This is a genomic window from Prevotella herbatica (genome assembly GCF_017347605.1).
Lineage (GTDB): Bacteria > Bacteroidota > Bacteroidia > Bacteroidales > Bacteroidaceae > Prevotella > Prevotella herbatica.
This window is the reverse complement of record NZ_AP024484.1, coordinates 2,139,504-2,164,897: the sequence shown is the minus strand read 5'-3', so window position 1 is coordinate 2,164,897 and position 25,394 is coordinate 2,139,504. Positions and strand designations below refer to the sequence as shown.

At 38.3% G+C, this 25,394-nt stretch carries 20 protein-coding genes and 2 tRNA genes; 3 read left to right on the top strand and 19 right to left on the bottom strand.

Annotated elements, in window-relative coordinates; genetic code table 11:
* Window positions 1-50: 50 nt before the first annotated feature.
* The 9 genes from queA to prwr041_RS07965 all read right to left on the bottom strand — a co-directional run bounded on the left by queA (window position 51) and on the right by prwr041_RS07965 (window position 8,183).
* Window positions 51-1,217 carry a tRNA preQ1(34) S-adenosylmethionine ribosyltransferase-isomerase QueA gene (gene queA, locus prwr041_RS08005; protein ID WP_207153296.1) on the bottom strand — a complete coding sequence of 389 codons (1,167 nt, stop codon included), beginning with the start codon at window positions 1,215-1,217 and terminating at the stop codon, window positions 51-53.
* Window positions 1,218-1,219: 2 nt separating this feature from the next.
* Window positions 1,220-1,918, bottom strand: coding sequence for a tRNA pseudouridine(55) synthase TruB (gene truB, locus prwr041_RS08000; protein ID WP_207153295.1), 699 nt, complete (start codon window positions 1,916-1,918; stop codon window positions 1,220-1,222).
* Window positions 1,918-2,748, bottom strand: a complete 831-nt coding sequence (locus tag prwr041_RS07995) for an undecaprenyl-diphosphate phosphatase (protein ID WP_207153294.1) — start codon at window positions 2,746-2,748, stop codon at window positions 1,918-1,920. Before prwr041_RS07995 ends, truB begins: the two co-directional genes overlap by 1 nt.
* On the bottom strand, window positions 2,748-2,990 hold the full coding sequence (locus prwr041_RS07990) for a DUF3098 domain-containing protein (RefSeq protein WP_207153293.1): 243 nt from the start codon (window positions 2,988-2,990) through the stop codon (window positions 2,748-2,750). Before prwr041_RS07990 ends, prwr041_RS07995 begins: the two co-directional genes overlap by 1 nt.
* Window positions 2,991-3,017: 27 nt before the next feature.
* A complete protein-coding gene (locus tag prwr041_RS07985) occupies window positions 3,018-3,896 on the bottom strand; it encodes a cell division protein FtsX (RefSeq protein WP_207153292.1) in 879 nt (292 codons plus the stop codon).
* Window positions 3,897-4,004: 108 nt separating this feature from the next.
* The gene (locus tag prwr041_RS07980) at window positions 4,005-4,454 is read right to left on the bottom strand and encodes a lipocalin family protein (RefSeq protein ID WP_207153291.1); all 450 of its coding nucleotides are present in this window, start codon (window positions 4,452-4,454) and stop codon (window positions 4,005-4,007) included.
* 48 nt (window positions 4,455-4,502) lie between these two features.
* Window positions 4,503-5,285: a radical SAM protein gene (locus prwr041_RS07975; RefSeq protein ID WP_207153290.1), complete on the bottom strand. Its 783-nt coding sequence runs from the start codon at window positions 5,283-5,285 to the stop codon at window positions 4,503-4,505.
* Window positions 5,286-6,426: 1,141 nt separating this feature from the next.
* Window positions 6,427-6,942: a peptide-methionine (S)-S-oxide reductase MsrA gene (gene msrA, locus prwr041_RS07970; RefSeq protein ID WP_207153289.1), complete on the bottom strand. Its 516-nt coding sequence runs from the start codon at window positions 6,940-6,942 to the stop codon at window positions 6,427-6,429.
* Window positions 6,943-7,169: 227 nt separating this feature from the next.
* A complete protein-coding gene (locus prwr041_RS07965; RefSeq protein ID WP_207153288.1) occupies window positions 7,170-8,183 on the bottom strand; it encodes an aspartate-semialdehyde dehydrogenase in 1,014 nt (337 codons plus the stop codon).
* 123 nt (window positions 8,184-8,306) lie between these two features.
* Here prwr041_RS07965 and prwr041_RS07960 point away from each other — a divergent pair, with 123 nt between their 5' ends.
* The 3 genes from prwr041_RS07960 to prwr041_RS07950 all read left to right on the top strand — a co-directional run bounded on the left by prwr041_RS07960 (window position 8,307) and on the right by prwr041_RS07950 (window position 12,066).
* Window positions 8,307-10,430, top strand: a complete 2,124-nt coding sequence (locus tag prwr041_RS07960; RefSeq protein WP_237072180.1) for a cation:proton antiporter — start codon at window positions 8,307-8,309, stop codon at window positions 10,428-10,430.
* Window positions 10,431-10,441: 11 nt separating this feature from the next.
* Entirely contained in the window at window positions 10,442-11,131 is a 690-nt protein-coding gene (locus prwr041_RS07955) for an ABC transporter ATP-binding protein (RefSeq protein WP_207153287.1), read from the top strand.
* A gap of 68 nt (window positions 11,132-11,199) precedes the next feature.
* Window positions 11,200-12,066: a CvfB family protein gene (locus tag prwr041_RS07950; RefSeq protein WP_207153286.1), complete on the top strand. Its 867-nt coding sequence runs from the start codon at window positions 11,200-11,202 to the stop codon at window positions 12,064-12,066.
* 116 nt (window positions 12,067-12,182) lie between these two features.
* Here prwr041_RS07950 and trpS read toward each other — a convergent pair whose 3' ends face one another.
* The 10 genes from trpS to prwr041_RS07900 form a co-directional block, all read right to left on the bottom strand.
* Window positions 12,183-13,268 carry a tryptophan--tRNA ligase gene (gene trpS / locus prwr041_RS07945; RefSeq protein ID WP_207153285.1) on the bottom strand — a complete coding sequence of 362 codons (1,086 nt, stop codon included), beginning with the start codon at window positions 13,266-13,268 and terminating at the stop codon, window positions 12,183-12,185.
* Window position 13,269: 1 nt separating this feature from the next.
* Window positions 13,270-14,664 carry an asparagine--tRNA ligase gene (gene asnS / locus prwr041_RS07940; protein WP_207153284.1) on the bottom strand — a complete coding sequence of 465 codons (1,395 nt, stop codon included), beginning with the start codon at window positions 14,662-14,664 and terminating at the stop codon, window positions 13,270-13,272.
* A 15-nt stretch (window positions 14,665-14,679) separates the two neighbouring features.
* Window positions 14,680-16,197, bottom strand: a complete 1,518-nt coding sequence (locus prwr041_RS07935; RefSeq protein WP_207153283.1) for a pseudouridine synthase — start codon at window positions 16,195-16,197, stop codon at window positions 14,680-14,682.
* Between the two features lie 82 nt (window positions 16,198-16,279).
* A complete protein-coding gene (purB, locus tag prwr041_RS07930) occupies window positions 16,280-17,626 on the bottom strand; it encodes an adenylosuccinate lyase (protein WP_207153282.1) in 1,347 nt (448 codons plus the stop codon).
* A 184-nt stretch (window positions 17,627-17,810) separates the two neighbouring features.
* Window positions 17,811-17,885 (bottom strand) — tRNA-Val (locus tag prwr041_RS07925).
* A gap of 144 nt (window positions 17,886-18,029) precedes the next feature.
* Window positions 18,030-18,104: transfer RNA gene (locus tag prwr041_RS07920), tRNA-Val, on the bottom strand.
* 759 nt (window positions 18,105-18,863) lie between these two features.
* Window positions 18,864-20,036 (bottom strand): OmpA family protein, encoded by a 1,173-nt coding sequence (locus prwr041_RS07915; RefSeq protein ID WP_207153281.1) that lies wholly within the window; start codon window positions 20,034-20,036, stop codon window positions 18,864-18,866.
* A gap of 104 nt (window positions 20,037-20,140) precedes the next feature.
* Entirely contained in the window at window positions 20,141-21,976 is a 1,836-nt protein-coding gene (gene mutL, locus prwr041_RS07910; protein WP_207153280.1) for a DNA mismatch repair endonuclease MutL, read from the bottom strand.
* Window positions 21,977-22,257: 281 nt separating this feature from the next.
* A complete protein-coding gene (locus prwr041_RS07905; RefSeq protein ID WP_207153279.1) occupies window positions 22,258-23,925 on the bottom strand; it encodes an OstA-like protein in 1,668 nt (555 codons plus the stop codon).
* Window positions 23,926-25,368 carry a peptidylprolyl isomerase gene (locus tag prwr041_RS07900; RefSeq protein WP_207153278.1) on the bottom strand — a complete coding sequence of 481 codons (1,443 nt, stop codon included), beginning with the start codon at window positions 25,366-25,368 and terminating at the stop codon, window positions 23,926-23,928. It abuts the gene before it with no gap.
* Window positions 25,369-25,394 lie beyond the last annotated feature (26 nt).

Here is a 25,394-nt window from a genome sequence, read left to right as displayed (position 1 = left end):
GAACCCAAACCTAGGTAAACTTTATGTAAAGCCAATGTTGCTACCAATTATCAATCGTTGAGTATCAGCAGAGAGTCGCCATAGCATCCAAACATATAACCGTTTTCAGCAGCTTTTTTGTAACACTCCATAACGATATCATATCCTCCGAAAGCAGCTGTTGACATAAGTAATGTTGAAAATGGATGATAGAAGTTGGCAACCATACAGTCTGCCAATCCAAAATCAAAAGGAGGGAAGATGAACCTATTTGTCCATCCTGAGTATTCTTTCAACATACCGTCTGTACCAACAGCCGTTTCTGTTGCCTTAACAACACTCGTACCGATGGCAAGAACATGATGTCCGCTTTTTTTTGTTTTATTTACCAAATCACAAGCCTCAGCAGTAATAACCATCTGCTCAGAATCCATCTTGTGTTTTGTCAAATCCTCAACCTCTATAGGATTAAAGTTTCCAAGTCCGCAATGCAAAGTTATATAAGCGTCATTGATACCACGTATCTCCATACGCTTCATCAATTCACGACTAAAATGCAATCCTGTCGCCGGAGCTGTTACCGCTCCTTCATTCTTGGCGTACACAGTCTGAAAATCTTCCAAATCCTCAGGTGTAGCGTGATTACTCTCACGGTTATCTATAATATAACGTGGCAATGGAGACTCTCCTAGTGCGAACAAATCATGTCTGAACTCATCATGATCACAATCATAGAGGAAACGAAGCGTACGACCACGGCTAGTTGTATTATCAATAACCTCGGCAACCATTGTGCTAGTCTCGTCAAAGAATAATTTGTTTCCAATACGAATCTTGCGAGCTGGCTCTACAAGAACATCCCATAAACGCATTTCTTCATTGAGTTCACGCAACAAAAACACCTCTATCTTTGCATCAGTTTTTTCCTTTGTACCATAAAGGCGTGCAGGAAAAACCTTAGTATCATTGAAAACGAAGGTATCGCCTTCATCGAAATAATCGAGTATATTGCGAAATTCCAGATACTCACCCTCAATAGGCTTACCATCGGCATCCTTCTTGAACATGTCTATTTCACCAGACTTTTTGTGAAGCACCATCAGACGACTCTCATCACGACGAGTCACCTTGAAAGATTCCTTGGTGCCATCATCATTGGTGAATTCACGAGTGAAACTGTGAGGATACAGGGCTACCTGCTCCTTATTCAGATTAAATTTGAACTGTGATAACTTCATATTTATTTATCAGTTTGTACTAACCATTCTTTTATTTGCTCGTAATCGAGACATTTATCTATTGTAAAATCACCTATTCTGGTACGCCTCAATGCAGTAAGATATGCTCCACTGCCAAGTGCACGTCCCAAGTCACGTGCCAAAGCACGTATATAAGTTCCCTTTCCACATACTACACGAATACTGAGCAACATCTTTTCTGCATCGAAATCTGTTACCTCAATCTCGTCAATATGTACATTTTTGATTTTCAACGTCACTTCTTCACCAGCACGACGCAAGTCACAAGCACGATCTCCGTTTATCTTCACGGCACTATATGTTGGCGGAACCTGTTCGATATCGCCGATAAACTGTTGAAGCGTACTGTTTATTAGTTCACGAGTGATATGTTCTGTAGGGAAATGCTCATTTTCCTCATGCTCCATATCATAGCTAACCGTTGTCGCGCCCAACTGCAAAATAGCAGTATATTCCTTTGTATGACCTTGAAATTCCTCTATTCGCTTCGTTGCCTTACCGGTACACAAGATCAAAACTCCTGTTGCCAAAGGATCAAGCGTTCCAGCATGACCAATTTTAACTTTATATCCAAGTTCATGTGAAAGCACATAGCGGACATGCGCCAATGCGCCAAAACTTGATATGCGGTAGGGTTTGTCTATCGCAAATACCTCACCTGCCTTGAAATCCTTATTCATCAGCTAGCCATTACTAGTGAATGCCCTGTAAGAAGCATTGCCAAGATTATCAATCCAACAACAATACGATACCAACCGAATGCCTTGAAACCATATTTGGTAAGGAAACTTACAAACCATTTCATTGCCAGCAAAGCAACGAAAAATGCGATAACACTTCCTACTATCAATAACATTATATTATGTGATGTCGCCCATGTAGTACCTTCACCGAACATGTCTATCAAGTCGAGCAGCGTTGCTCCTGCCATTGTTGGTACAGCAAGGAAGAATGAAAATTCAGCAGCATTCTTACGTGTCAGTTTCTGCTGCATTCCACCTACGATAGTCGACATACTGCGACTCATTCCAGGAATAACAGAAAGACACTGAAACAGACCAATAAAGAAAGCACGCCTGCTAGTAACCTTATTATCTTCGTTACCTTTATTGAATATTCTGTCACAAAACAGCATAAAGATACCACCTAGTACAAGCATAACAGCAACAACTTCTACACTATCAAGCAGCCAGTCAAGCAATCCTGATTTCTTTGCTGCCAAGCCGATAAACATAGCTGGTATTATTCCAACGAGAAGAAGACCATAGAATTTCATCTTACTGATAAATTCCTCATGGTTTCTCATTTGGAAAAACCTTTTCCAATATAAACATACAACAGACAGGATTGCCCCAAACTGTATAATGAAAGTAAAGGCATGAACAAACGGATTGCCTTGTTGGACACCTAGTAAATTCTGAGTTATTATCATGTGACCGGTTGATGATACCGGCAGGAATTCTGTCAAGCCTTCAACGATGGCAATGATGATTGTCTGTATTAAATCCATTATTTAGCAGCGTTATTTTCGTCTTTTGGTTTACGGATAACAGCGTAGATGATAGATATAAAACCTACGAAGCATACTACCGGAGCTACCTTTATACGAATAGCACTGAATATTTCTGGGTTAAATGTATTCTCTGTAGAACCTGCACCACCCATGAGAATAAACCCGATTATGACAACAGCCACACCGATAGCCAACAATATAAAGTTGGTTTTGTCGAAAGCAAAATTCTTCTTATCCATTATTTTTTTATTTATATTTCTTATTTATCAAATCTTATAAAGGTCACCAGCCTTCATCTTCAAGAATTTGTTGACAGACAGACTTGAGCATATTGCTGTAATAATGATTCCAAACAAGAACACTGATATTGCTGTAATAGCAGCTATATCCCATGTAACGACTGTCAAAATTCCTGGTTCGTAGCTATATAGTGCATATACACATGTTCCCAAAACTACGATAGCAACCAACGCGGCAATCATACCAACGACAATGGCACGCATCACGAAAGGATAACGTATAAAGTTCCATGACGCTCCAACTAGTTTCATTGTATGAATTGAGAATCGGCGAGCATATATTCCAAGACGAACAGTATTGTTTATCAAAGAGAATGATACGAACGTGAGCAATACAGCCAGCACAAAAAGCACCAGACTAATCTTTTGCAGATTATCATTCACACTGTTTACCAATGCCTGCTGATATGTTATATCTCCAACCTTAGGGTATTTCTTCAGTTCTTTTGTAATCCATTTTAGCGAATCAGAATTAGCGTAGTCGCCTTTTAACTGAAGTTCTATCGAAGCAAGAAAAGGGTTGGTACCAATGAATTCAGAAGGGTCAGTTCCCATCGCCTCAGTCTGTTCCTTCAAAGCAGCTTCCTTACTGATATATGTAATCTTATTAATATACGGACGATGATGAATCATACTGCACAACTGTTGTGCCTCAGGATTCGTAATATCGTCCTGAAGCATCATTGTTACAACAAGATTCTCCTTAACATAAGTAGATAAGTTTCTGGCTGTAAGCACAGAAAAAACTACCATACCCAACAAGACAAGCACCATTGCAGTGCTTATGCACAAAGTTATAACCTGCAATCCGTGACGATTGCGGGATGTTTTACGTTTCTTTCCCATTTAATAAAAGAGTGTATTACACCAAATATCTTGCAAAGATAGTGCAAAAGTGATGATAACACAATAGTTTAACAGCAATTAACTCTTAGCAGAACTAAGTTTTGCCCATTATTTCCAAGGGTAAATTAGCCTGCCTGTATCATATCCTCTACGTGAAGCCTCAGATAATACCAATGCTACTTCTTTTTCTAATAATTTAGGGGTGCGTGAAAGTATCCATAAGTATTTAGAGGAGCTTCCGCCTACCAATGCCCACTTATAGTTTTCATCTACTGCCAGCACTCTGTAATCAGAATAAAAGATCCAGAAGAATGACACTCTTAACAGTCCCGGAACAGAGGTCATCTTTGCTTTTCCAACAGCACTCTTCACCTTACCTGTTTTTATGTCAACGCCTGAATTTACAACTTTGATTGTTCCATTAGGATTAAGCGAATACTCCGCAATGGCATTACTAATGCCACGCTCAAAACGATTGTCTATCCTAGCAATCTCATACCATCTGCCTAGATACTTATCCAGTGCAAGATTTGGAACTGTAGTTATATCTGGTTTCATAAGCTGAATATATTTGTTATACTAAAAACATTACAGCAAGATGTTACATCAATATGACGCAGTACAAGGTATTCCGGCTGCAATCACCCTATCGCGGATTGCATCTAATTCTGCATGCGTAGCCTTTTCCAGTTTCTGATCAGGAGTCTCGCGATCTATTGTATATATCATAACCTCCTGAGGCTGAATACTTAACACTGCATCAAGCCAAGGTTTTACATATTTTTCACCAGTGTTATCAACATCAACACCGTCGACTGTCTTACCTTTCAAAAACATAGACTGTATGATCACATGTCCGTTGAAGAGCTTCAGGTTTTCAATAATATTACTGATATCATACGATATTTGAGTAGGACGATCAACACGCTGTATGTATTCTGGATCGATTGTATCCATTTTAAGTATATTATTATCAACCAATAAAAGGGCTGCTCTTACCTTTTCTTTATTAATGAACGTACTGTTACTCAATACACTTATTTTTGCTTCCGGACAATATTTATTTCTAAGTTCTATTGTATCACATATAATATCATAGAAATCAGGATGAGCCGTAGGTTCTCCATTACCAGCAAAGGTAAGCACGTCAGGGTGAACATTCTGCAAGTGCATTTCCTTCAGTTTTTTTTCCAGAGCTGAAGCTACCTCGCTTCTAGTTGGGCGTTTTTGCATAGGAATCCGTTGTTTGTTAAATCCACATTCACAGTAAATACAGTCAAATGTGCAGACCTTGCCGTCAGCCGGCATAAGGTTTATACCTAATGAAATACCAAGTCGGCGACTATGAATTGGGCCGAATATTGGTGAAGGATATATTACAGTACTCATATTATATTTTATTACTTGGGCATAGCCAACAGAATGACTTTCCCATTTCTTGTATCTGCAAATATATAAAAACAATATTACTCAAACAAATATTTTATTAAAGTTTTAATTTATCCAAACTAATAAAGTTTAATACTACAATCACCAAGCTGTATTTATTACATCAAAAACAAATATCCGACAGGAAGTGGAGAGAATACTCCCTGCCGAAATATTTGTCATCCATTTGCATGCAGGCTACACTGCATTACTTTGAATATTTTTTATTTATTAAATTATTATTACAATCGTTTTTTAGCGTAAATTTATTACTTTCAGCAATGTATATAATTTGCTGTTTTATATAAAGACGCAAATTCATCGAAAAAGTTGCACCGACGTTGTATTTTTCTGTTTTTTTTTTGCAAGATTTTTTATACAAAGTCCCAAATATCGTCTTTTGTGAATAAAAAAAGCATAGTATATCATGTGATTCATTGGTATTACTCTTTGTTATATTATATATAAACTTTCCCTCTGCGCTCTTGCTTTTTAGCTACGGCATATTAAAATGGCTGAAGTAAAAAACAACACAGACAAAAAGCATTCCCATATATATTGTACACGCGTACACGCGCGCACTAAAGTTTTTCAAAAAACAAGTGTCGAGCTGTCGACTAGCTTACTACCAATAATTTAGATAGCTTTTGGGGCAAAAACAAGTGTCGGTATTTTTTTAAAAAATAAAATCAGCTATCTTTTCATGGACTTTGCAGTTCTATATAGAAACGCATCTTACTGAAGTAAGAAAAAACGCCTCTGAATTATGAACCATTTTGTTTTTCATCGATAAAAGGCAGAAAAAGCCGTCTCAATACCGTCACGTATTTTTTACATAACCAGTCGTATATATCTGATAATCAAGCGATAGACACATCGACACTATATTTATTAAAAAGCCTAGGAGATAGAATTAACTAGCATTCAATTATAAAATCGTTTCTACGACATAAAGTTTGCGTTTCTACGATCAAACGTTTGCGTTTCTACGACATAAAGTTTGCATTACATCGATCAAACGTTTGCATTATATCGTCAAAACGCATTCCACACGAAAAATATTGGGGAATATTCTCAAGTAAATTATTACTTTAAACCTTAATTATAAAGATCCTTTATCCTTAGCATTTCTAGCATATTCAAATAATGCTAAAGGCAAATGACAATATCCATTCGGATTTTTATCCAAATAATCTTGATGATATTCTTCTGCTGTATAGAAATTTTGAAGGGCTTTAATTTCAACAGCTATTGGTTCGGATAATTCTTTTTGCTGTTGATTAAAAACCTTCTCTATGACAGGAAGCTGATCTTTAGATGTATAGTAGACACCTGTACGATATTGTGTACCACAATCACCACCTTGTTTGTTTACACTTACCGGATCAATCGCTTTGAAGTACATATTAAGTAAAAACTCCAGACGTACTTTATTCTCATCATATTTAATATACACAGTTTCAGCAAAGCCGGTCGTATCAGTGCATACTTCTTTATATGTTGGATTTTCAGTATGCCCATTTGCAAATCCAACTTTTGTTTCCAATACTCCGTCTATTTGTTTGAAGAAATGTTCTGTTCCCCAGAAACATCCTCCGGCTAAATATATTTCTTTCATAATATACAAAGATAATAATTAGTTTTCAAAACATATAAGATTTAGACTATTTTCCCAACAAATGAGGATTGCATAGCTTAAAGAACTGTACTTAAGGATAAGCCGACGTTCCTAAACTATACCGATTGGTGGTTTTAGAATTATCGTGAAAACAGTATTCTGTACCAACATCAATACAGAGCCGGCTGGATACTGTTTTCACGATCATTCGAGAATACGCAGAAGCGTTATTTTATATTTCCTACTTTAATAAGATATTCTGCAATCTGAACAGCATTCAGGGCAGCACCCTTACGGATCTGATCACCTGTTAACCACAATGTATTTCCATTATCATCGGCTAGGTCCTTACGAACACGACCTACATAAACATCATCCTTTCCAGCACTTTCAAGTGGCATTGGATATACATAGTTCTGTGGATCGTCTACAAGAGTTACTCCAGGAGCAACCTCAAGAGCCTTACGTATTTCAGCAACATCTACAGGTTTTTCTGTTTCAAACCATACACTTTCAGAATGAGAACGAAGAGAACTTACACGTACGCAAGTGGCACTGGTGCGAACATCGCTGTGCATAATCTTACGAGTCTCGTTATACATTTTCATCTCTTCTTTTGTATAGTCAGTCTCTGTCATCTTGTCAATCTGTGGAATCACGTTGTAAGCCAACTGATGAGGGAACTTATTAATAGTCTTAACTTCGCCATCCTCAACCAATTCCTTATATTGCTGCTGGAGTTCAGCCATTGCTGCTGCACCGGCTCCACTTGCACTCTGATAACTAGATATATGGATTTTCTTAATATGACTGATGTCCTCGATAGGCTTCAACACAACAACCATCATAATAGTTGTACAGTTTGGATTTGCAATAATATTGCGTGGTCTGTCAAGAGCATCCTCAGCATTAACCTCTGGCACTACCAAAGGAACATCATTTTCCATACGGAATGCACTTGAATTATCAATCATCACTGCACCGTATTTAGTTATGGTATCTGCAAACTCCTCTGAAGTTCCACCACCGGCAGATGTAAATGCGATATCAACATCCTTGAAATCATCATTATGCTGCAAAAGTTTAACCTCGTAGTCTTTTCCCTTAAAATTGTATTTACTTCCGGCACTGCGTTTAGAGCCAAATAAAACTAGTTCATCCATTGGGAAATTCCTTTCTGCAAGAATACGTAGGAATTCTTGTCCCACGGCTCCACTTGCGCCAACAATTGCTACTTTCATATTGATATCTTTTAAAATTAATTTAATTTCAGATGCAAAAATACAACTTTTCATATTAATATCATTCAAAAGTGATATTTTTTTTGCACCTTTGCATTATCATTTATAAATCGTGCAGCTTTTATGCAAAATATATCGCAATATCTACCGATAACAGATCCTACGTGGATATTCTTCATCGTCCTATGTATCATCCTGTTTGCTCCTATCCTAATGGGCAAATTGCGCATTCCTCATCTCATAGGTATGATTCTTGCAGGAGTTATCATCGGACCGCACGGTTTCAACATATTATCACACGACAGTTCGTTTGAATTGTTTGGCAAAGTTGGACTTTACTACATCATGTTTCTTGCAGGACTAGAGATGAACATGGCTGACTTTAAGAAAAACAGGATAAAGACATCGACACATGGTATTCTTGCTTTCGCAATACCGATGATTATAGGTTTTGCTCTTAATACGTCGCTACTAAAATACGGTGTTCTCACATCAATACTTCTTGCAAGTATGTATGCATCGCATACGCTCATAGCATATCCAATAGTATTAAGATATGGAGTTTCACAACAACGAAGTGTTACAATTGCTGCCGGGGCAACTGCTATTACAGACACATTGACATTGCTCGTTCTTGCCATTGTCGGTGGAATGTTCAAGGGAGAAGTTAATGGCTTTTTTTGGTTTGTACTGGGAATAAAACTCTGCATCGTATTCTTTATCATTATATATTTCTTCCCACGAATAGCAAGATACTTCTTTCAACGATACGAAGAGAACGTTACACAATTCATTTTCGTACTTGCAATGACATTTTTAGGAGCTGGAATGATGGCATTTATCGGGATGGAAGGATTACTCGGAGCATTTCTCACCGGTCTTGTATTGAACCGATATGTGCCAAACATATCTCCATTGATGACACACCTTGAATTTGTGGGCAACGCACTTTTCATTCCATATTTCCTTATTGGAGTCGGCATGTTGATTAATGTGAACATCATCTTTGCTGGATTTGGAACAATAAAGGTTGCATGCTTGATGATTGCCGTGGCTTTATCAAGTAAATGGCTTGCTTCACTAGCCACACAAAAGCTGTTTAATATGAAGAGCATTGAGCGTGAACTTATCTACGGCTTAAGTAACGCACAGGCAGGAGCAACCCTTGCAGCAGTGTTGGTGGGATACAATATTATTCTTCCTAACGGTCAAAGGCTGCTTAATGATGACGTTCTCAACGGTACTATCATTCTGATTCTTGTGACATGCATATTCAGTTCGTTTACCACAGAAAGAGCTGCACGCAAAATAGCACTTACAAACAAGAACAAGATTAACGAAGATAAGACTGCCGATGATGAGAAAATGCTTATTCCAGTGGAACAAAAGGAAACAGCCAATGAACTTGTAAAGATTGGCATAATGATAAGAAACACCAAACTTAACAGAGGAATAATTGGACTTAACGTAGTTCTTGACGACCTTAATCTGACATACAACCAAGAGAAAGGCAGAAACACGCTTGAGTATATGGAGATGACAGCCAATGCAGCTAACGTGAGAATGATTGTTCAAAGCAGAATTGCTACTAACATAAGCAACGGAATATCACATGCATTCAAAGAATATTCTGCATCAGAGATTATAATGGGTATGCACGAATGTAATGGAAACTACAAGAATTTCTGGGGAACTATAACACAAAACTTGTTTAGTGATATTTCAAGACAGATAATGATAGTTAGATGTCTGCAACCAATCAACACTCTCAGAAGAATACAGGTAGCAGTACCAAAGAAAGCTGAATTTGAACCCGGATTTTACAGATGGCTTGAGAGACTGGCAAGGCTGGCTGCAAACCTGAATTGCAGAATACAGTTTCACGGCAACAGAGGTACGCTTTCGCTGATTAACGAATACATACAAAATAGGCACTCTGACGTAAGAGCTGAATATGTAGCCTTTGAAGATTGGGACGAGCTACCTAAATTAGCAATTAATGTGAACGATGATCACCTGTTTGTTGTTATTACAGCTAGAAAAGGAACTGTATCATACATCCCATCATTTGAATCCCTGCCAGAACAACTTACCAGATTTTTCAACAGCAACAGTTTGATGATTATCTTCCCCGACCAATACGGGGACGCCTCAGGAATGACATTCACGAAACTGCAACTTTCTGAAGAACATAGTCCATACCAGTTTTTCAGACAATGGATGATAAAGAATAAAAACAAGAATTAAAAATAAATATTATGATAGATATCAAAGGCATAACAAAAAGTTTTGGAAGCCTACAAGTATTAAAAGGTATAGACTTGCATATTAAGAAAGGCGAAATAGTAAGTATTGTTGGACCGTCTGGTGCAGGAAAGACTACTCTATTGCAGATTATCGGCACGCTTGACAAGCCCAACAAAGGTTCTATCACTATTGACGGCGTTGACATAAACACTTTATCAACAAAAAAGCTTAGCGACTTCAGAAACAAGCATATAGGTTTCGTATTTCAGTTTCACCAACTTCTGCCAGAGTTCTCTGCTCTTGAAAATATTATGATTCCGGCATATATAGCTGGAAAAAGCAACAAAGAAGCAATGAAGAGAGCTAACGAACTTCTTGATTTCATGGGACTGAGCGACAGGGCTAACCATAAACCTGCCGAGTTATCAGGAGGTGAAAAGCAACGCGTAGCTGTGGCAAGAGCTTTGATAAATAATCCTGCCGTTATCCTTGCTGACGAACCATCTGGTAGCTTGGACTCAAAAAACAAAACAGAACTACATCAGTTGTTTTTCGACTTGAGAGATAAATTCGGCCAGACTTTCGTCATCGTAACTCACGATGAAGGACTTGCTGAAATCACTGACCGCACAATACACATGAAAGACGGATTGTTGGATGATCAAGAGAATGTGGAGAATACCGAGAGTATAACCATTTAATTAACAAAAAGGCATAAGCCTCAGCACGCAAAGTGATTTGATGCTTATATCAAGTAAAACAAAAAATTATGTCAATAGAAATAAAACTTGGAGAATACAATCTCCTACGTGTAAAAGAAGAAGCACGCCGTGAAGGTTTCGGAGAGGTTTTCGGAATATATCTTGACGCTGGTCGCGAGGGAGAAATTCTTATGCCACTGAAATATGTACCAGAAGGAACAAAACCTGGTGACGAGATAGAATGCTTCGTATATCTTGATCAAGACGAAAGACCTATCGCTACAACAGAAAAGCCTTTGGCTAAAGTTGGTGATTTCGCTTTTCTGGAATGTTCATGGGTAAATGAATACGGAGCTTTTCTTAACTGGGGACTAACAAAAGATATTTTCTGCCCGTTCAGAGAGCAGAAAAAGCGTATGGAAATTGGTGATAGTTATATCGTTCACATACATATTGACGAAGATAGCTACCGTATTGTTGCCAGTGCAAAGATTGAACATTATCTGAAAGAGACCGACAGTACGTGCGAACTAACAAGAGGTTCTGAAACTGACATTCTTATATGGCAGAAGACTGACTTAGGTTTCAAGGTTATCGTGGACAACACATATCCTGGACTGATTTATGAAGATCAGATATTCAAGTATGTACACACCGGTGACCGCATGAAGGCATACGTGAGCAACATGCGTCCTGACGGAAAAATAGATCTTACTTTACAACCTTTAGGTATTGCTGCAGCAGAAGACTTTTCAACTACATTACTTGACTACATTAAAAATAATTATGGTCACTGCACTTTCAACGACAAGAGCGATCCTGAAGAAATAAAGCGCCAGTTCCACGTAAGTAAAAAGGTATTCAAGAAGGCTATCGGTGACCTTTATAAGAAGAAGCTAATAACATTAACCAACGACGGCATTCATCTTGCATAAAGATAATACATAAAAGATAAAAAACGACCCCGATGCGGTAAATACTGCATCGGGGTTATTATTTATATTTCATTCAAATCATCTCACCTTATAAATAAAATGAAACAACGAATTAATTACTTCTTATACTTATCTGTCTGTTGCTTGATCAAAGCAGCATCATTGAAGTAATCAATCTGCATTGCCTTTCTGACTTCGTCCATAGTCTGTGCAGCAGCGGCACGAGCCTCATCACTACCCTTTTTGAGGACATTAAAAATCTCAGGAATATCCTGTTCAAACTCATGACGACGCTCACGAATAGGATCAAGCATACGATTGATTACACTATTCAGCAACTTCTTACACTTCATATCGCCTACTCCACCATGGGTGTAAGCATCTTTTAGTGCATCAAGATTACTGTACTCTGGCCAAAAATCAGCAAAATCCTGATCAGTTGAGAATGCATCAAGATATGTGAATACAGCATTTCCTTCTACATGTCCAGGATCGCTTAGATTGAGATGAGTAGGGTCTGTGTACATTCCCTTAACTTTCTTCCAAACAGTATCGGCATCATCACTAAGATAAATACAGTTACCAAGACTCTTACTCATCTTCTCCTTACCATCAGTACCAGGAAGACGACGAGATGTAGCATTCTCTGGTAACATGATGTTTGGCTCAACCAAAACCTCACCATAAGTCTGATTAAAACGACGTGCAAGTTCACGAGTAATCTCTATCATTGGTTCTTGATCTTCACCAGCAGGAACAGTTGTTGCCTTAAATGCTGTAATATCAGCAGCCTGTGAAACAGGATAGCAAAAGAACCCCATAGGAAGATTGGCTTCGAAATTACGCATTTTAATTTCAGTCTTCACAGTTGGATTGCGCTGTACACGAGATACACTGACAAGATTCATCAAGTAAGTTGTAAGTTCAGCCAATTCAGGAATCTGACTCTGAATAAACAAAGTGCACTTCGTTGGATTTAGTCCCGCAGACAAATAGTCAAGAGCAACTTCAATGATATTCTGACGAATCTTTTCAGGATTATCAGCATTATCTGTCAGTGCCTGAACATCAGCCATAAAAACAAACATGCGCTCGAAATCACCTGATTCCTGAAGTTGAACTCGACGACGGAGACTGCCTACATAATGTCCAAGATGGAGCTTTCCTGTAGGACGGTCACCAGTTAGTATTATTTTTCCCATTTTAGAATTCTGCAGTTTTTGGGGTACGAGGGAATGGAATCACATCACGGATGTTCTGCATTCCTGTAACAAATAGAATAAGACGTTCGAAACCTAATCCGAAACCAGCATGAGGGCAACTTCCATACTTACGAGTATCAAGATACCACCACATGTCCTTCATAGGAATCTGTCTGCGCTCTATTTCACCTACCAACTTATCATAGTTCTCCTCACGTACAGAACCACCGATTATCTCACCAATCTGTGGGAAAAGGACGTCAGTACCCTGAACAGTCTTGTCATCCTCATTAATCTTCATATAGAAAGCCTTGATCTCCTTAGGATAATCTGTCATGATGACAGGCTTCTTAAAATGCTCTTCAACAAGGAAACGCTCATGCTCACTGGCAAGGTCAATACCCCAAGAAACAGGATTTTCAAACTTATGTCCCTTAGCGACTGCCTCTTCAAGAATCTTTATACCTTCTGTATAAGGAAGACGTACGAAGTCCTGCTTCAGCACACCTTCAAGTCTCTCAATAAGTCCCTTATCAATCATATTGTTAAGGAATGCCAAGTCATCCTTGCAATTATCAAGAGCCCAACGTATACAATACTTTATGAAATCTTCCTCAAGATCCATAAGTCCTTCCTGTTCAAGGAAGGCAACCTCTGGCTCAATCATCCAGAACTCAGCCAAGTGACGAGGAGTGTTACTGTTCTCAGCACGGAATGTAGGACCAAATGTATAGATAGATCCCAAAGCTGTTGCACCAAGTTCACCTTCAAGCTGACCAGATACAGTGAGTGAAGTCATCTTACCGAAGAAATCATCATCGTATTTGATTTTACCATCTTCATCCTTCTCAAGATTGTACAGGTTCTTTGTAGTAACCTGAAACATCTCACCAGCACCCTCACAATCACTTGCTGTGATAAGAGGAGTGTTGAAATAGAAGAATCCATGATCATGGAAATATTTATGTACAGCTATTGCCATATTATGACGAATTCTGAATACAGCGCCAAATGTATTTGTACGCAGACGCAAGTGAGCATACTTGCGCATATATTCAAAACTCTGTCCCTTCTTCTGCATAGGGTAGTCTGATGGACAAAGACCATAGATTACAATGTTCTTACACTGAATTTCTACAGTTTGTCCGGTCCCCTGACTCTCCACGACAATGCCATCAACACCGATGCAGGCACCTGTTGTGATGCTTTTTAGCTGCTCTTCATCCATTACAGATGGATCAACAACTATCTGAATACTGTTAATGGTAGAACCGTCGTTGAGCGCAATGAAATCAACAGCTTTGCTACTACGATGAGAACGAACCCATCCTTTTACGTTAATGTCTTTGCCATATTCGACGCTTTTGAGGGCATCGATAACTTTTGTTCTTTTCATTTAATTCCTATTCTATTATTCAAACATACCACTACGGAGCATTTCAACTTCCTGCTCTGTGAGGAAGCGCCAATCACCGCGACGTAAGTTTTTCTTTGTTAGACCGGCAAACTGTACACGATCAAGTTTTACAACACGATATCCGAGACTCTCAAAAATACGACGTACGATACGATTCTTACCACTGTGGATTTCAACACCAACCTGGCTCTTATCCATATCGTCAGCATATTCAATTGCATCTGCATGAATCTCTCCATCCTCAAGTTCTATACCGTCTACGATCTTCTGCAAATCAGCTGCAGTTACGTTCTTGTCAAGATAAGCGTGGTAAACCTTCTTCTTAAGGAACTTAGGATGAGTAAGCTTACTAGCCAAGTCACCATCGTTTGTGAGAAGAAGAACACCAGTAGTATTTCTATCAAGACGACCTACAGGATAGATTCGTTCAGGACAAGCGTCCTTAACCAAGTCCATTACAGTCTTGCGCTGCTGTGGATCATCGCTTGTTGTAACATAATCCTTTGGTTTGTTAAGGAGTACATAAACTTTCTTTTCCAAAGATACAGGCTGCTCATGGAAACTAACTTCATCAGCACGTAACACCTTTGTTCCAAGCTCTGTAACAACCTTACCATTTACTGTAACAACACCTGCCTGGATGAATTCATCAGCTTCACGACGTGAACAAACTCCAGCGTTGGCAAGGAATTTATTAAGACGAATTGGCTCATTAGGGTCGACATTCTCTTCCTTATACTCAATACGCTTCTTAAGACTGTATTTTGCGTTTGGATCATAATCGGCTGTGCGAGGACGATAGCCATCCTGCTGACCATAACCACCACGGTTGTTATTATATCCGCTGCGATTATTATTATATCCACCGCGACTGTTATAACCACCTTGCTGACCATAGCCACCACGGTTGTTATTATATCCGCCACGGTTATTGTAACCACCTTGCTGACCATAGCCACCACGGTTGTTATTATATCCGCCACGGTTGTTGTAACCACCCTGTTGGCGTGGCTGATAACCACCTTGGTTATCATCATTATTGTAACGAGGGCGATAGCCACCTTGATTATCATCGTTATTGTAACGAGGACGGTAACCACCCTGATTATCATCATTATTGTAACGAGGACGATAGCCACCTTGCTGCTGAGGACGACCATAACCACCACGGTTGTAACCGCCTTGGTTGTCATCGTTATTATAACGTGGACGATAGCCACCTTGCTGGCGTGGTTGATAACTGCGCTGTGGACGATCGCCGTTTTGCATGCGATCACTTTGCAGATTTGAACCAAAACCTTCTGGGCGGAAACCACCATCATTATTATAACTACGATCAGTGCGTTCTGAACTATAAGTGCGCTGACTGTGAATACGTGGACGCTGTGTGCGATTTCCAGTTTCATGATAATTGTTGGAATAATTTCCTGATGTTCGTGAGTAGCCCTCACGGGTGCCCTCATTCTGTTCTGTTGACAGATTCTGAGATTTGTTTTCTAATTCTGAATCCATTTTCTTAAAATTTTGTTAGCCTCGCGGCCTGGTTATTATTTTCAAATTAATAATTAATATCTAATAAATCTACGTCTGGTTTTTATACACCAGTATAGTTGTGTGGAGTGATCGCCATAAGCTCGGCTTTAACACTGTCACTAACATTCAATTCTTTGATAAACGCATGGATAGTCTCCTCGGTCATCTTGGCATTAGTACGCGTGAGTGCTTTCAAAGCCTCATAAGGATGAGGATAAGCCTCACGGCGAAGTATAGTCTGAATAGCCTCTGCAACAACAGCCCAAGTGTTATCCAAGTCTTCGGCTATCTTGTCTTCATTAAGGATGAGCTTACGCAATCCCTTCAATGTGCTTTGAATGGCAATGATGCCATGTCCCAAGGGAACTCCAATATTACGCAAGACTGTGCTATCTGTAAGATCACGCTGCAACCTGCTAACTGGAAGTTTTTGAGCAAGGAACTGAAGTATAGCATTCGCAATTCCAAGATTACCTTCACTATTTTCATAGTCAATAGGATTAACCTTATGTGGCATTGCACTTGAACCAACTTCCCCAGCCTTGATTTTCTGCTTAAAATATTCCATTGAAATATACATCCAGAAATCACGATCCAAATCAATAATTATGGTGTTTATGCGGCGAATAGCATCAAAAATAGCACCAAGATAGTCATAATTACTAATCTGAGTTGTCCATTGTTCACGCTCTAATCCTAATTTTTCGCTTACAAATTTATTACCAAATGCTTTCCAGTCATATTCAGGATAAGCAACGTGATGAGCATTGTAGTTACCTGTTGCACCTCCAAACTTTGCTGTAATTTTGCAAGCCTTCAAACTATTAAGTTGTTCGGTTAGACGATATACATAAACCATGATTTCCTTACCCAAGCGTGTAGGAGATGCTGGCTGTCCATGAGTTTTGGCAAGCATTGGAACATCTTTCCATTCCTCTGCATATTGCTGTAATACGGCAATAAGTTCTTCGACCTGAGGACAATAAACATCAGCAAGAGCTTCCTTTACAGTTAGAGGGACACTAGTATTGTTTATATCCTGAGAAGTCAATCCGAAATGTATAAATTCTTTGTAAGCATCCAAGCCACCGATCTTGTCAAATTCTTCTTTGATAAAATACTCAACAGCCTTTACATCATGGTTTGTTGTTTTCTCAATATCCTTTACACGAGCCGCACATGTCTCGTCAAAGTTGCGATAGATATCACGAAGTCGTTCAAAAAGAGTCTTATCAAAAGACGCAAGCTGCGGTAAAGGCAACTCACACAAAGTGATAAAATATTCGATTTCTACACGTACGCGATAACGTATCAAAGCATACTCTGAAAAATAGTTTGCTAGCGGTTCTGTTTTACCTCTATAACGACCATCGATAGGCGATATGGCAGTCAATAAATCAAGATTCATAACTATATTACGTAATAATATTATAATAATGTTGCAAAGATATAGATTTTATGTGAGACAAGTTAACTACAAAATGATAAATATCATTAAAAAAGACTTCCTTGGATAGTTTTAAGGATTAACAAAATAGGGTAAGTTTAAGTATGTACAAAAAAAAGACTTAGGAAAACCTAAGTCTTTTTTGTGGGCGTTGACGGATTCGAACCGCCGACCCTCTGCTTGTAAGGCAGATGCTCTAAACCAGCTGAGCTAAACGCCCTTACTTCTGTAAAGCGTGTGCAAAAGTATAGATATTATTTTAAAGTACCAAATAACACAGATTCTTTTTACATTTTTTAATATTCTCAACAATTTAGCAAAAAAAGTCCCTGCAATCTCGAAAGATTACAGGGATTCACCCTAGTGGGCGTTGACGGATTCGAACCGCCGACCCTCTGCTTGTAAGGCAGATGCTCTAAACCAGCTGAGCTAAACGCCCTTACTTCTGTAAGGCGTGTGCAAAAGTAACACTATTTTTTTATAATGCCAAATAATAATGATGTTTTTTCTTAAAAATATATTCAAGGAAGAGCATGTATTTTTGTACCTATTTCATAAACAAGAAGCCTTTTTCACGAGTCTAGCCTTGCGGATAATTTAGACTTATATTATTGATTATCAGCAGTTTTACTAGCTACGCACGAATATTTGTCAATATGTCATATATTATTTGACTCATGTCAAGAAATTGGTATGTTTCATAAAAATGGAATATATTTGTATATCGAATGTAAAATAATGGCAGTATCTTTGCATCGTAAATAGAGATTTACAGAGGATAAAAGGATAACAAACGTGGGAAAAAGTTAACCCACAAAATTATTAAAGGAAAAATTATGATGACATTAATGATTGTATTGGCGATTGTAATCGCCGTTGTTGCTCAAGCAGTAAATGTAAACAACAAAATCCAAATGGGAAAATAACTTCCCTTTGGAGTTTTAGAGACAAAGAAAGTAATAATCACTAAATTGAGAGAAAGGAAAAATTATGAAAAAGATTGTAGAAAGCATTAGAAAAGTGATAAAAAAAATCATTAGAGGGTACATTATCGGCATGAAACAGTATGGAGAAGCACTCCTTCGCGGAGGCTCATACGGATGTGCTTAATGTAAAATTTCAATAGGCTTTAAATAAAAAAGGGCTGCAAACCGAAGTTGATTCGGTATTGCAGCCCTTTTATTTTATAACTATTGATTTATTCTGTAATCTGAACTGTTGCACGACGGTTGAACTCAATAGGCTTAAGAGTTTCAGACCCACCAAATACAGCTGTCTTAATATTGCTGCGAGAAACACCCATCTGTATGAGTTGGTCAACAACAGTATTGGCACGGTTAAGGGAAAGCTTCTTATTGATTTCAGGTGTACCTGTTGCTGAATCAGCATAACCTGTAACAAGAATATTAGAGTTATTCTCTATTGCATACTTTGCAAGAGCGCGAACATTTACAAGATCCTTCAAAGAAGAAATATCTATCTTACCAATATTGAAGAATATAGAAATCGGAGTTGTAACAAACTCTTTCACACTCTTAATTTCTGTGACCTTAACAGTGGTAGTATCCTTCTTTGCATTCTCCTTACGAAGTTGTTCATTTTCACTTGTCAAATCTGCCAACTGAGCATTGAGAGCGTCAAGCTGAGACTGTGACATTGAATTTATTGCATCTAAGTCAAGTGACTTGCTCCACATACCTTTACCTAAGTTTAATGTTACACCAACTTCAGCATATAGGTTATTGTCTTTGGCATTCCATCCACGACTATTATTTTTACCACCATTCTGTACGCCGTCAAAATCTGCTTCCAATCTATTATATCCTAGTTCTGTATAAACACTAAGTTTATTACAAATCTTCCAAGATGAGTTAATGCCAGCACTAAGCTGCATTGCATATAAATTGGAATTGCAGTTACGTGAAACACCACCACCCACAAACGGAGTTAGGTTCCAAACACGATTAGGATTATAGCCATAAAGCATATTACTCAAATTAAACATAATATGTTCGTTAAGCATCCAATAATCAAACTTATTTGAAGAAACCTGAGGACCAACCTGCTTAGCTCTCCACATCTGTACTTTTGTACGCAATCCTATACTAGGAGTAAACCATTTGCCCACAGCAATAGCGCCACCAAAAGTTGTACGTTCACTATCAAACAAGCCATAACTATCACCATTTTTCAATCCAAGTCCATGTTCCTGATTTGAAATCCAAGAGTTGTAATCACCACCTAGTTGTACAAACCAGTTACTCCAAAAAGAATTAGTTGAAACACTATGCTTCAATACAGGTTCTGTGTCCTGTGCAAAAGAAGCGTAAGAGCATCCTACTAAGGCTAAAGTCATTAATAGTTTTTTCATAAGTCGTATTATTTGTAAATATAAGTTTATATCGCAAAGATAATACAAATTCTATATAATAATATCTTTTTTATTAAAAGTTTTACAATAAATGAAAAAACTTTTTATCCTAACAAATGTTCTATCTCATTCTGTTTCAATATACAGAGAATATTTTTGCCGTCAGGAGTGTAGTTAGGATTTGAAGAAGCAAAGAGACTATTGAATATATTCTCCATTTCATCATTACTCAATACCTGTCCGAAAGGAATTGCAGCATTACGCGCAAGGGTCAAAGCCAAAGCACTATTTGTCTCATCAGTTATATCCCCTGCCTTTTCCTGTGACGACACAATAATATCGTGCACAAGTTCAACAACATTTAATCCTTCTATACCAGCAGGAATTGCATTTATTGCATAACTACCACCACCAAGAGCTGTAATCTCAAAACCGAGTTTAACCATTTCGGATTCAATCTTTTTCAAAGTTACATCCTCTGTTGCTGAAAGATGAATGCTTTCTGGAAACAACACCTTTTGTGAAGCAACGTCTCTATTCTTCATTTGTTCGAGATACTTATCATAAAGTATTCGCATATGCGCACGATGTTGATCAACGATCATCAGTCCAGACTTCACTGCTGTCATGATATAACAACCCTTGTACTGATAATGTGCAGGAGATTTCTCTGCGATAACATTTTCCATTGGAATATCATCTGCCTCCTGAGCAGGTTGCACCATCTTAGATGTAAACAGTTCTGTCTCCTGACTGGTCTGATTTTTCAATCCATTGTAAAGACTTTCCCATTTGTCAGCAGACTTTGTTTGAGGCTGAGCACTGGCACCTGTATTAAAAGGATTGTATGTTGGGTTAAATTGAACTTTAGGAGCTGATACATTATTTTCTGGATTATAAACTGGTATATCAGGACGTCCCTGAGTATCAAAGTCTATAGACGGAACATCATTAAACATACCTACAGCTTCCTTCACTGCTGCTGAAAGAATCTGCCATATTGCCTGTTCATTCTCAAACTTAATTTCAGTTTTTGTAGGATGGATATTTACATCTATGTCCTCTGTATTAATATCAAAGTAAATAAAATAAGGCACTTGCTCACCCATAGGAACCAGACGATCAAAAGCATTCATCACAGCCTTACTAAAATAAGGATGCTTCATGTATCTACCATTAACGAAAAAGTACTGGTGCGCTCCCTTTTTGCGTGATGACTCTGGCTTACCAACATATCCTGAGATTTTACACATTGAAGTATCGACTTTTACTGAAAGCAAATCCTGATTAAGACGTTTGCCAAAAATGTCTATAATACGCTGCCGCAGTACGCCTGCTTTAAGATTAAACATTTCGGTACCGTTACTATGCAAAGTGAAAGATATGTCAGGATAAACCAATGCGATGCGCTCAAAAGCTGTTATTATATTATTGAGCTCTGTTGAGTTTGATTTAAGGAACTTACGGCGTGCAGGAACATTATAGAACAAATTCTCTATCGAGAAATTACTTCCCACAGGACAAGAGCATGGTTCCTGACCAGTAAATTTACTACCAGAAATTGATAGAAGAGTACCTATTTCATCAGAAGCCTGACGAGTCTTTAATTCTATCTGCGCTACTGCGGCAATAGAAGCTAAAGCCTCACCACGGAACCCCATAGTATGAAGAGAGAACAAATCCTCTGCACTACGTATCTTTGATGTTGCATGACGTTCAAAAGACAATCTTGCATCAGTTTCAGACATTCCTTTACCATCATCAACAACCTGTATAGACGTTCTTCCTGCATCAACAACAAGAACGTTAATATTCTTAGCTCCTGCATCAACGGCGTTTTCAACCAACTCCTTAATAACAGAAGCAGGACGCTGAATAACTTCACCAGCAGCGATTTGATTAGCTACCGAATCAGGCAATAACTGTATTATGTCACTCATAAAATGTCGTTAAAGTAAAAATATTAAAACAAGAAAAAACTGCACAAGAAGGAAAACGAACATTAAAATATTAGCTATATAGTTACAAAATCCTTTCTAAGTACATAAAGAGATGAATGTGGCATTATTTATAAGATGCCACTGTTTCGTTTTCTTTGCCAATACTGCATGAGAATAAATACCAATCATATAGTGAGCATTATCACTAGAAAAACGTTAATTATACTCTGGCACTTAATTTCTTATATGGCAGAAATATCTTAGCTATAATAGCTTTGAACTTATTTCTCTGTATTGTCAATATTCTGTAAGGGTGCTTTTTTGCGATCTTGCGGTTTCAATTTATTATTGTCACCCTTTCCTCGCCATAAGAAAACATCAGCAGGTCCTGTTGGACGCAAGTTATCAAACCATGCAAATTCAGGAAGTTTATATTTATTTGGAGGAACCTGTGTCATTGGATACATAACACTTTGATTCTTCGGAGTCCATATCTTTTGAAGTTTCCTTTCTGGAGATATATAAAGTTTCATCGTGTCCGTTTCTGTATAGACAAGCCCTTGGAGCGTGGAATCTTTATCATCGACAGGGTAATATACTGTCTTCACATTTCCAGAAGCGACTACTCTACGCACATTTCCCTTTACAAAATAAGTCGTTATTTCTTTACTTGACAGTTGATTATAGTGTTTTTTGTCGGGCATTAGCTCTATACTAAGTGCCTGACCTATTACATGCGTCTCACGCACTGTACTATCTTGCAAATATACCTTTATAATTTCACCTAGAATCTGTCTATCTGCATTCCACGCAATAGGATCTTTATACATGGTCATACATGAGTCCTTTGAATTGTAAACGAGAGAATCGCATATAGCCTGAACATCACTACGGAATACCTTTGTATGCTTGAAGCAATGCACCTTGCGATATACAGAGTCCGTATTTATATTGAACGTATAAATCTTCATTGAGTCGGCATGCATGTAAAGAGTATCCTTTTGTGAGTATTCTTTCGCCAACGCATGTCCTGTAGCCCATCCAATACCTGTTTTCTCATTATAAATAAGACGATGCCCTAAAAGTTGGTTCTTGTTTTTTTTGTCTACATATATCACATTACCATATCCACGTGCAAGTCCAGTTTTCTTACTATAGAAAAGACTATCTCCTGTAATTTCCTTATTCTTATCGGTAACTGTTGAGCGACTATACATCTCTGCCTTATCAGTCTTACTATTGAAATACGCATCAGTGGTGTTGATGACGCTACCTTTTTGAATAATTCTACTTGGACCTACAACGTGTGCAATAGACTTTTTTGTATCATAATGCAATTCATCTGTCGTGATGATACGGTTGCTACTATGCATCTTCACATTATACCAGAAAACAGCCTCACGAGTTTGTGTATTATAATCTCCCCAATCTGACGACAAGCGATCTTTTCCATCAACAAGACGCCCTCCCTCAAAGAAATAAGCGTAATTATTGAAGCGGTCAAAATCAAGACTATCAGTATAAAGGACCTTATTCCCATGATGGAGCACAACATCGTTTCGTGCCTCTAGCAATTGGCGCATACCATCATAAGAAGCACGTTTCGCAATCAAGGATAATTCACGTCCCTGAACATAACGTACATGGCCAAAAGCCTTTACAGAGTTAGACTCCTGAAAAAAATATGCACTGTCACACCAAAGACTAGCACCTTTATGGATAAAATGGACGCGGCCTTTTACTATTTGTGCATCTGGATTAGGACCAAATTGATCGAATTTAAGTATGTCTGCATGAACAAGATACACTCTGTCATCCATGTTCACGCGTCTAACCTTACGACCAGCAGCACCTAAAGTTTGGAATAAGCTAAGTCCAAACAGGCACAAAACCGCCGCAACGACGATTCTATGCCCGAAGATATATCGTATTATATTGCTAAACTTCATTTATTTAACCCATCCTTGATATTCAAAATCACAATCCTTATATCGTGGATTCATGCGGACATATGTCTGCTTAATCTTATTAACAACCCAATCGTGGAGTTTCTTCTCACGCTCCTTTGCCTCTACAACATCCTGCATAGTCTGGAAATCTTCAGTTATCTTTGCACGATGGCCCTCTATTCTACTTTTCAGCTTTATGATGGCAACAACGGTCTTTCCTTTTGAGTTAATCATCTTGAAAGGAGCCGAAATCTCGTCAACCTTCATTGTATCAACAACACTGGCCACCTCGGTAGCAAGATTCTTCATCTGGAACTTAGATGTTATTTTACCTGTCTGATTATCGCTATATGCCATAAGTCCATGATTATTGCGAGTATCCTTATCTTCTGAAAGATATGAACAAGCCTCCTCAAAAGTAAATTTTTTAGCCTTGATATCACTGCTTATTGAATCCAAACGACCTATAGCCTGATTGATTTCCGTATCAGAAACTTTTGGCTTAATAAGTATATGACGTACCTTTATCTTATCACCTCGTTTATCAATAAGTTGAATTATATGATAACCAAACTCAGACTCTACAATTTTTGAGACTTTCTTTGGATCAGTAAGATTAAAAGCTACATTCGCAAAAGCTGGATCCAAGGTTCCACGACCTGTATAGTCCATTTCCCCACCCTGTCTTGCAGAGCCAGGATCTTCAGAATACAAACGTGCTAAAGTTGCAAAAGAAGTTTCACCCTTTGTAACACGGTCTGTAAAACTACGAAGTTCGTCTTTCACTCTGTTAATTTCAGACTGTGGAATACGTGGTTGGCGAACAAGTATTTCTACTTCCACCTCGGTAGGAACAAAAGGAATACTATCTTGTGGTAAATCCTTAAAATATTTACGCACGTCAGACGGTGTTACAGATATATTCTCAACAAGTTTGTGACGCATCTTCTCTATCAGCTGACGATTTTTGAAATCATCATGCAAATCAGAGCGCATCTGGTTTACGGTCTTACCCTGATACTCTTCAAGCTTCTCACGTGAACCTGCTGAATTAATCCAGAAATTAATCTGTTGGTCTACACTACTTGCTATGTCTGATTCTGTAACTTGCAACGAGTCAATCTCGGCTTGATGAAGATACAACTTCTGCACTGCCAATTGTTCAGGAATCGTACAATCAGGATTACCTCCCCACTTAACGCCCTCCATTTCGCCCTGCAGTCGCATCTGCTCTACATCAGACTTTAAAATAGGCTCATCACCTACAACCCAAACAACTTCGTCAATAACGCTATGTTCAGGAGCTTTCTGTACAGATGGTTTAACCTTTACAGAATCTTCTGTATTAGACATTATACCATCTATCTTATTAGCTTTAGCTGACATTCCTATAAGGAGCAGTAGTCCAAGGAAGCCAGAAAATATTTTATATCCTTTATTCATAAATTCTATTTTATTTCAATATTATA

What these genes read in the sequence shown, in the direction of transcription:
- queA (WP_207153296.1), bottom strand. Translation starts at nt 1,217, where the DNA reads ATGAAGTTATCACAGTTCAAATTTAATCTGAATAAGGAGCAGGTAGCC.
- truB (WP_207153295.1), bottom strand. Translation starts at nt 1,918, where the DNA reads ATGAATAAGGATTTCAAGGCAGGTGAGGTATTTGCGATAGACAAACCC.
- prwr041_RS07995 (WP_207153294.1), bottom strand. Translation starts at nt 2,748, where the DNA reads ATGGATTTAATACAGACAATCATCATTGCCATCGTTGAAGGCTTGACA.
- prwr041_RS07990 (WP_207153293.1), bottom strand. Translation starts at nt 2,990, where the DNA reads ATGGATAAGAAGAATTTTGCTTTCGACAAAACCAACTTTATATTGTTG.
- prwr041_RS07985 (WP_207153292.1), bottom strand. Translation starts at nt 3,896, where the DNA reads ATGGGAAAGAAACGTAAAACATCCCGCAATCGTCACGGATTGCAGGTT.
- prwr041_RS07980 (WP_207153291.1), bottom strand. Translation starts at nt 4,454, where the DNA reads ATGAAACCAGATATAACTACAGTTCCAAATCTTGCACTGGATAAGTAT.
- prwr041_RS07975 (WP_207153290.1), bottom strand. Translation starts at nt 5,285, where the DNA reads ATGAGTACTGTAATATATCCTTCACCAATATTCGGCCCAATTCATAGT.
- msrA (WP_207153289.1), bottom strand. Translation starts at nt 6,942, where the DNA reads ATGAAAGAAATATATTTAGCCGGAGGATGTTTCTGGGGAACAGAACAT.
- prwr041_RS07965 (WP_207153288.1), bottom strand. Translation starts at nt 8,183, where the DNA reads ATGAAAGTAGCAATTGTTGGCGCAAGTGGAGCCGTGGGACAAGAATTC.
- prwr041_RS07960 (WP_237072180.1), top strand. Translation starts at nt 8,307, where the DNA reads ATGCAAAATATATCGCAATATCTACCGATAACAGATCCTACGTGGATA.
- prwr041_RS07955 (WP_207153287.1), top strand. Translation starts at nt 10,442, where the DNA reads ATGATAGATATCAAAGGCATAACAAAAAGTTTTGGAAGCCTACAAGTA.
- prwr041_RS07950 (WP_207153286.1), top strand. Translation starts at nt 11,200, where the DNA reads ATGTCAATAGAAATAAAACTTGGAGAATACAATCTCCTACGTGTAAAA.
- trpS (WP_207153285.1), bottom strand. Translation starts at nt 13,268, where the DNA reads ATGGGAAAAATAATACTAACTGGTGACCGTCCTACAGGAAAGCTCCAT.
- asnS (WP_207153284.1), bottom strand. Translation starts at nt 14,664, where the DNA reads ATGAAAAGAACAAAAGTTATCGATGCCCTCAAAAGCGTCGAATATGGC.
- prwr041_RS07935 (WP_207153283.1), bottom strand. Translation starts at nt 16,197, where the DNA reads ATGGATTCAGAATTAGAAAACAAATCTCAGAATCTGTCAACAGAACAG.
- purB (WP_207153282.1), bottom strand. Translation starts at nt 17,626, where the DNA reads ATGAATCTTGATTTATTGACTGCCATATCGCCTATCGATGGTCGTTAT.
- prwr041_RS07915 (WP_207153281.1), bottom strand. Translation starts at nt 20,036, where the DNA reads ATGAAAAAACTATTAATGACTTTAGCCTTAGTAGGATGCTCTTACGCT.
- mutL (WP_207153280.1), bottom strand. Translation starts at nt 21,976, where the DNA reads ATGAGTGACATAATACAGTTATTGCCTGATTCGGTAGCTAATCAAATC.
- prwr041_RS07905 (WP_207153279.1), bottom strand. Translation starts at nt 23,925, where the DNA reads ATGAAGTTTAGCAATATAATACGATATATCTTCGGGCATAGAATCGTC.
- prwr041_RS07900 (WP_207153278.1), bottom strand. Translation starts at nt 25,368, where the DNA reads ATGAATAAAGGATATAAAATATTTTCTGGCTTCCTTGGACTACTGCTC.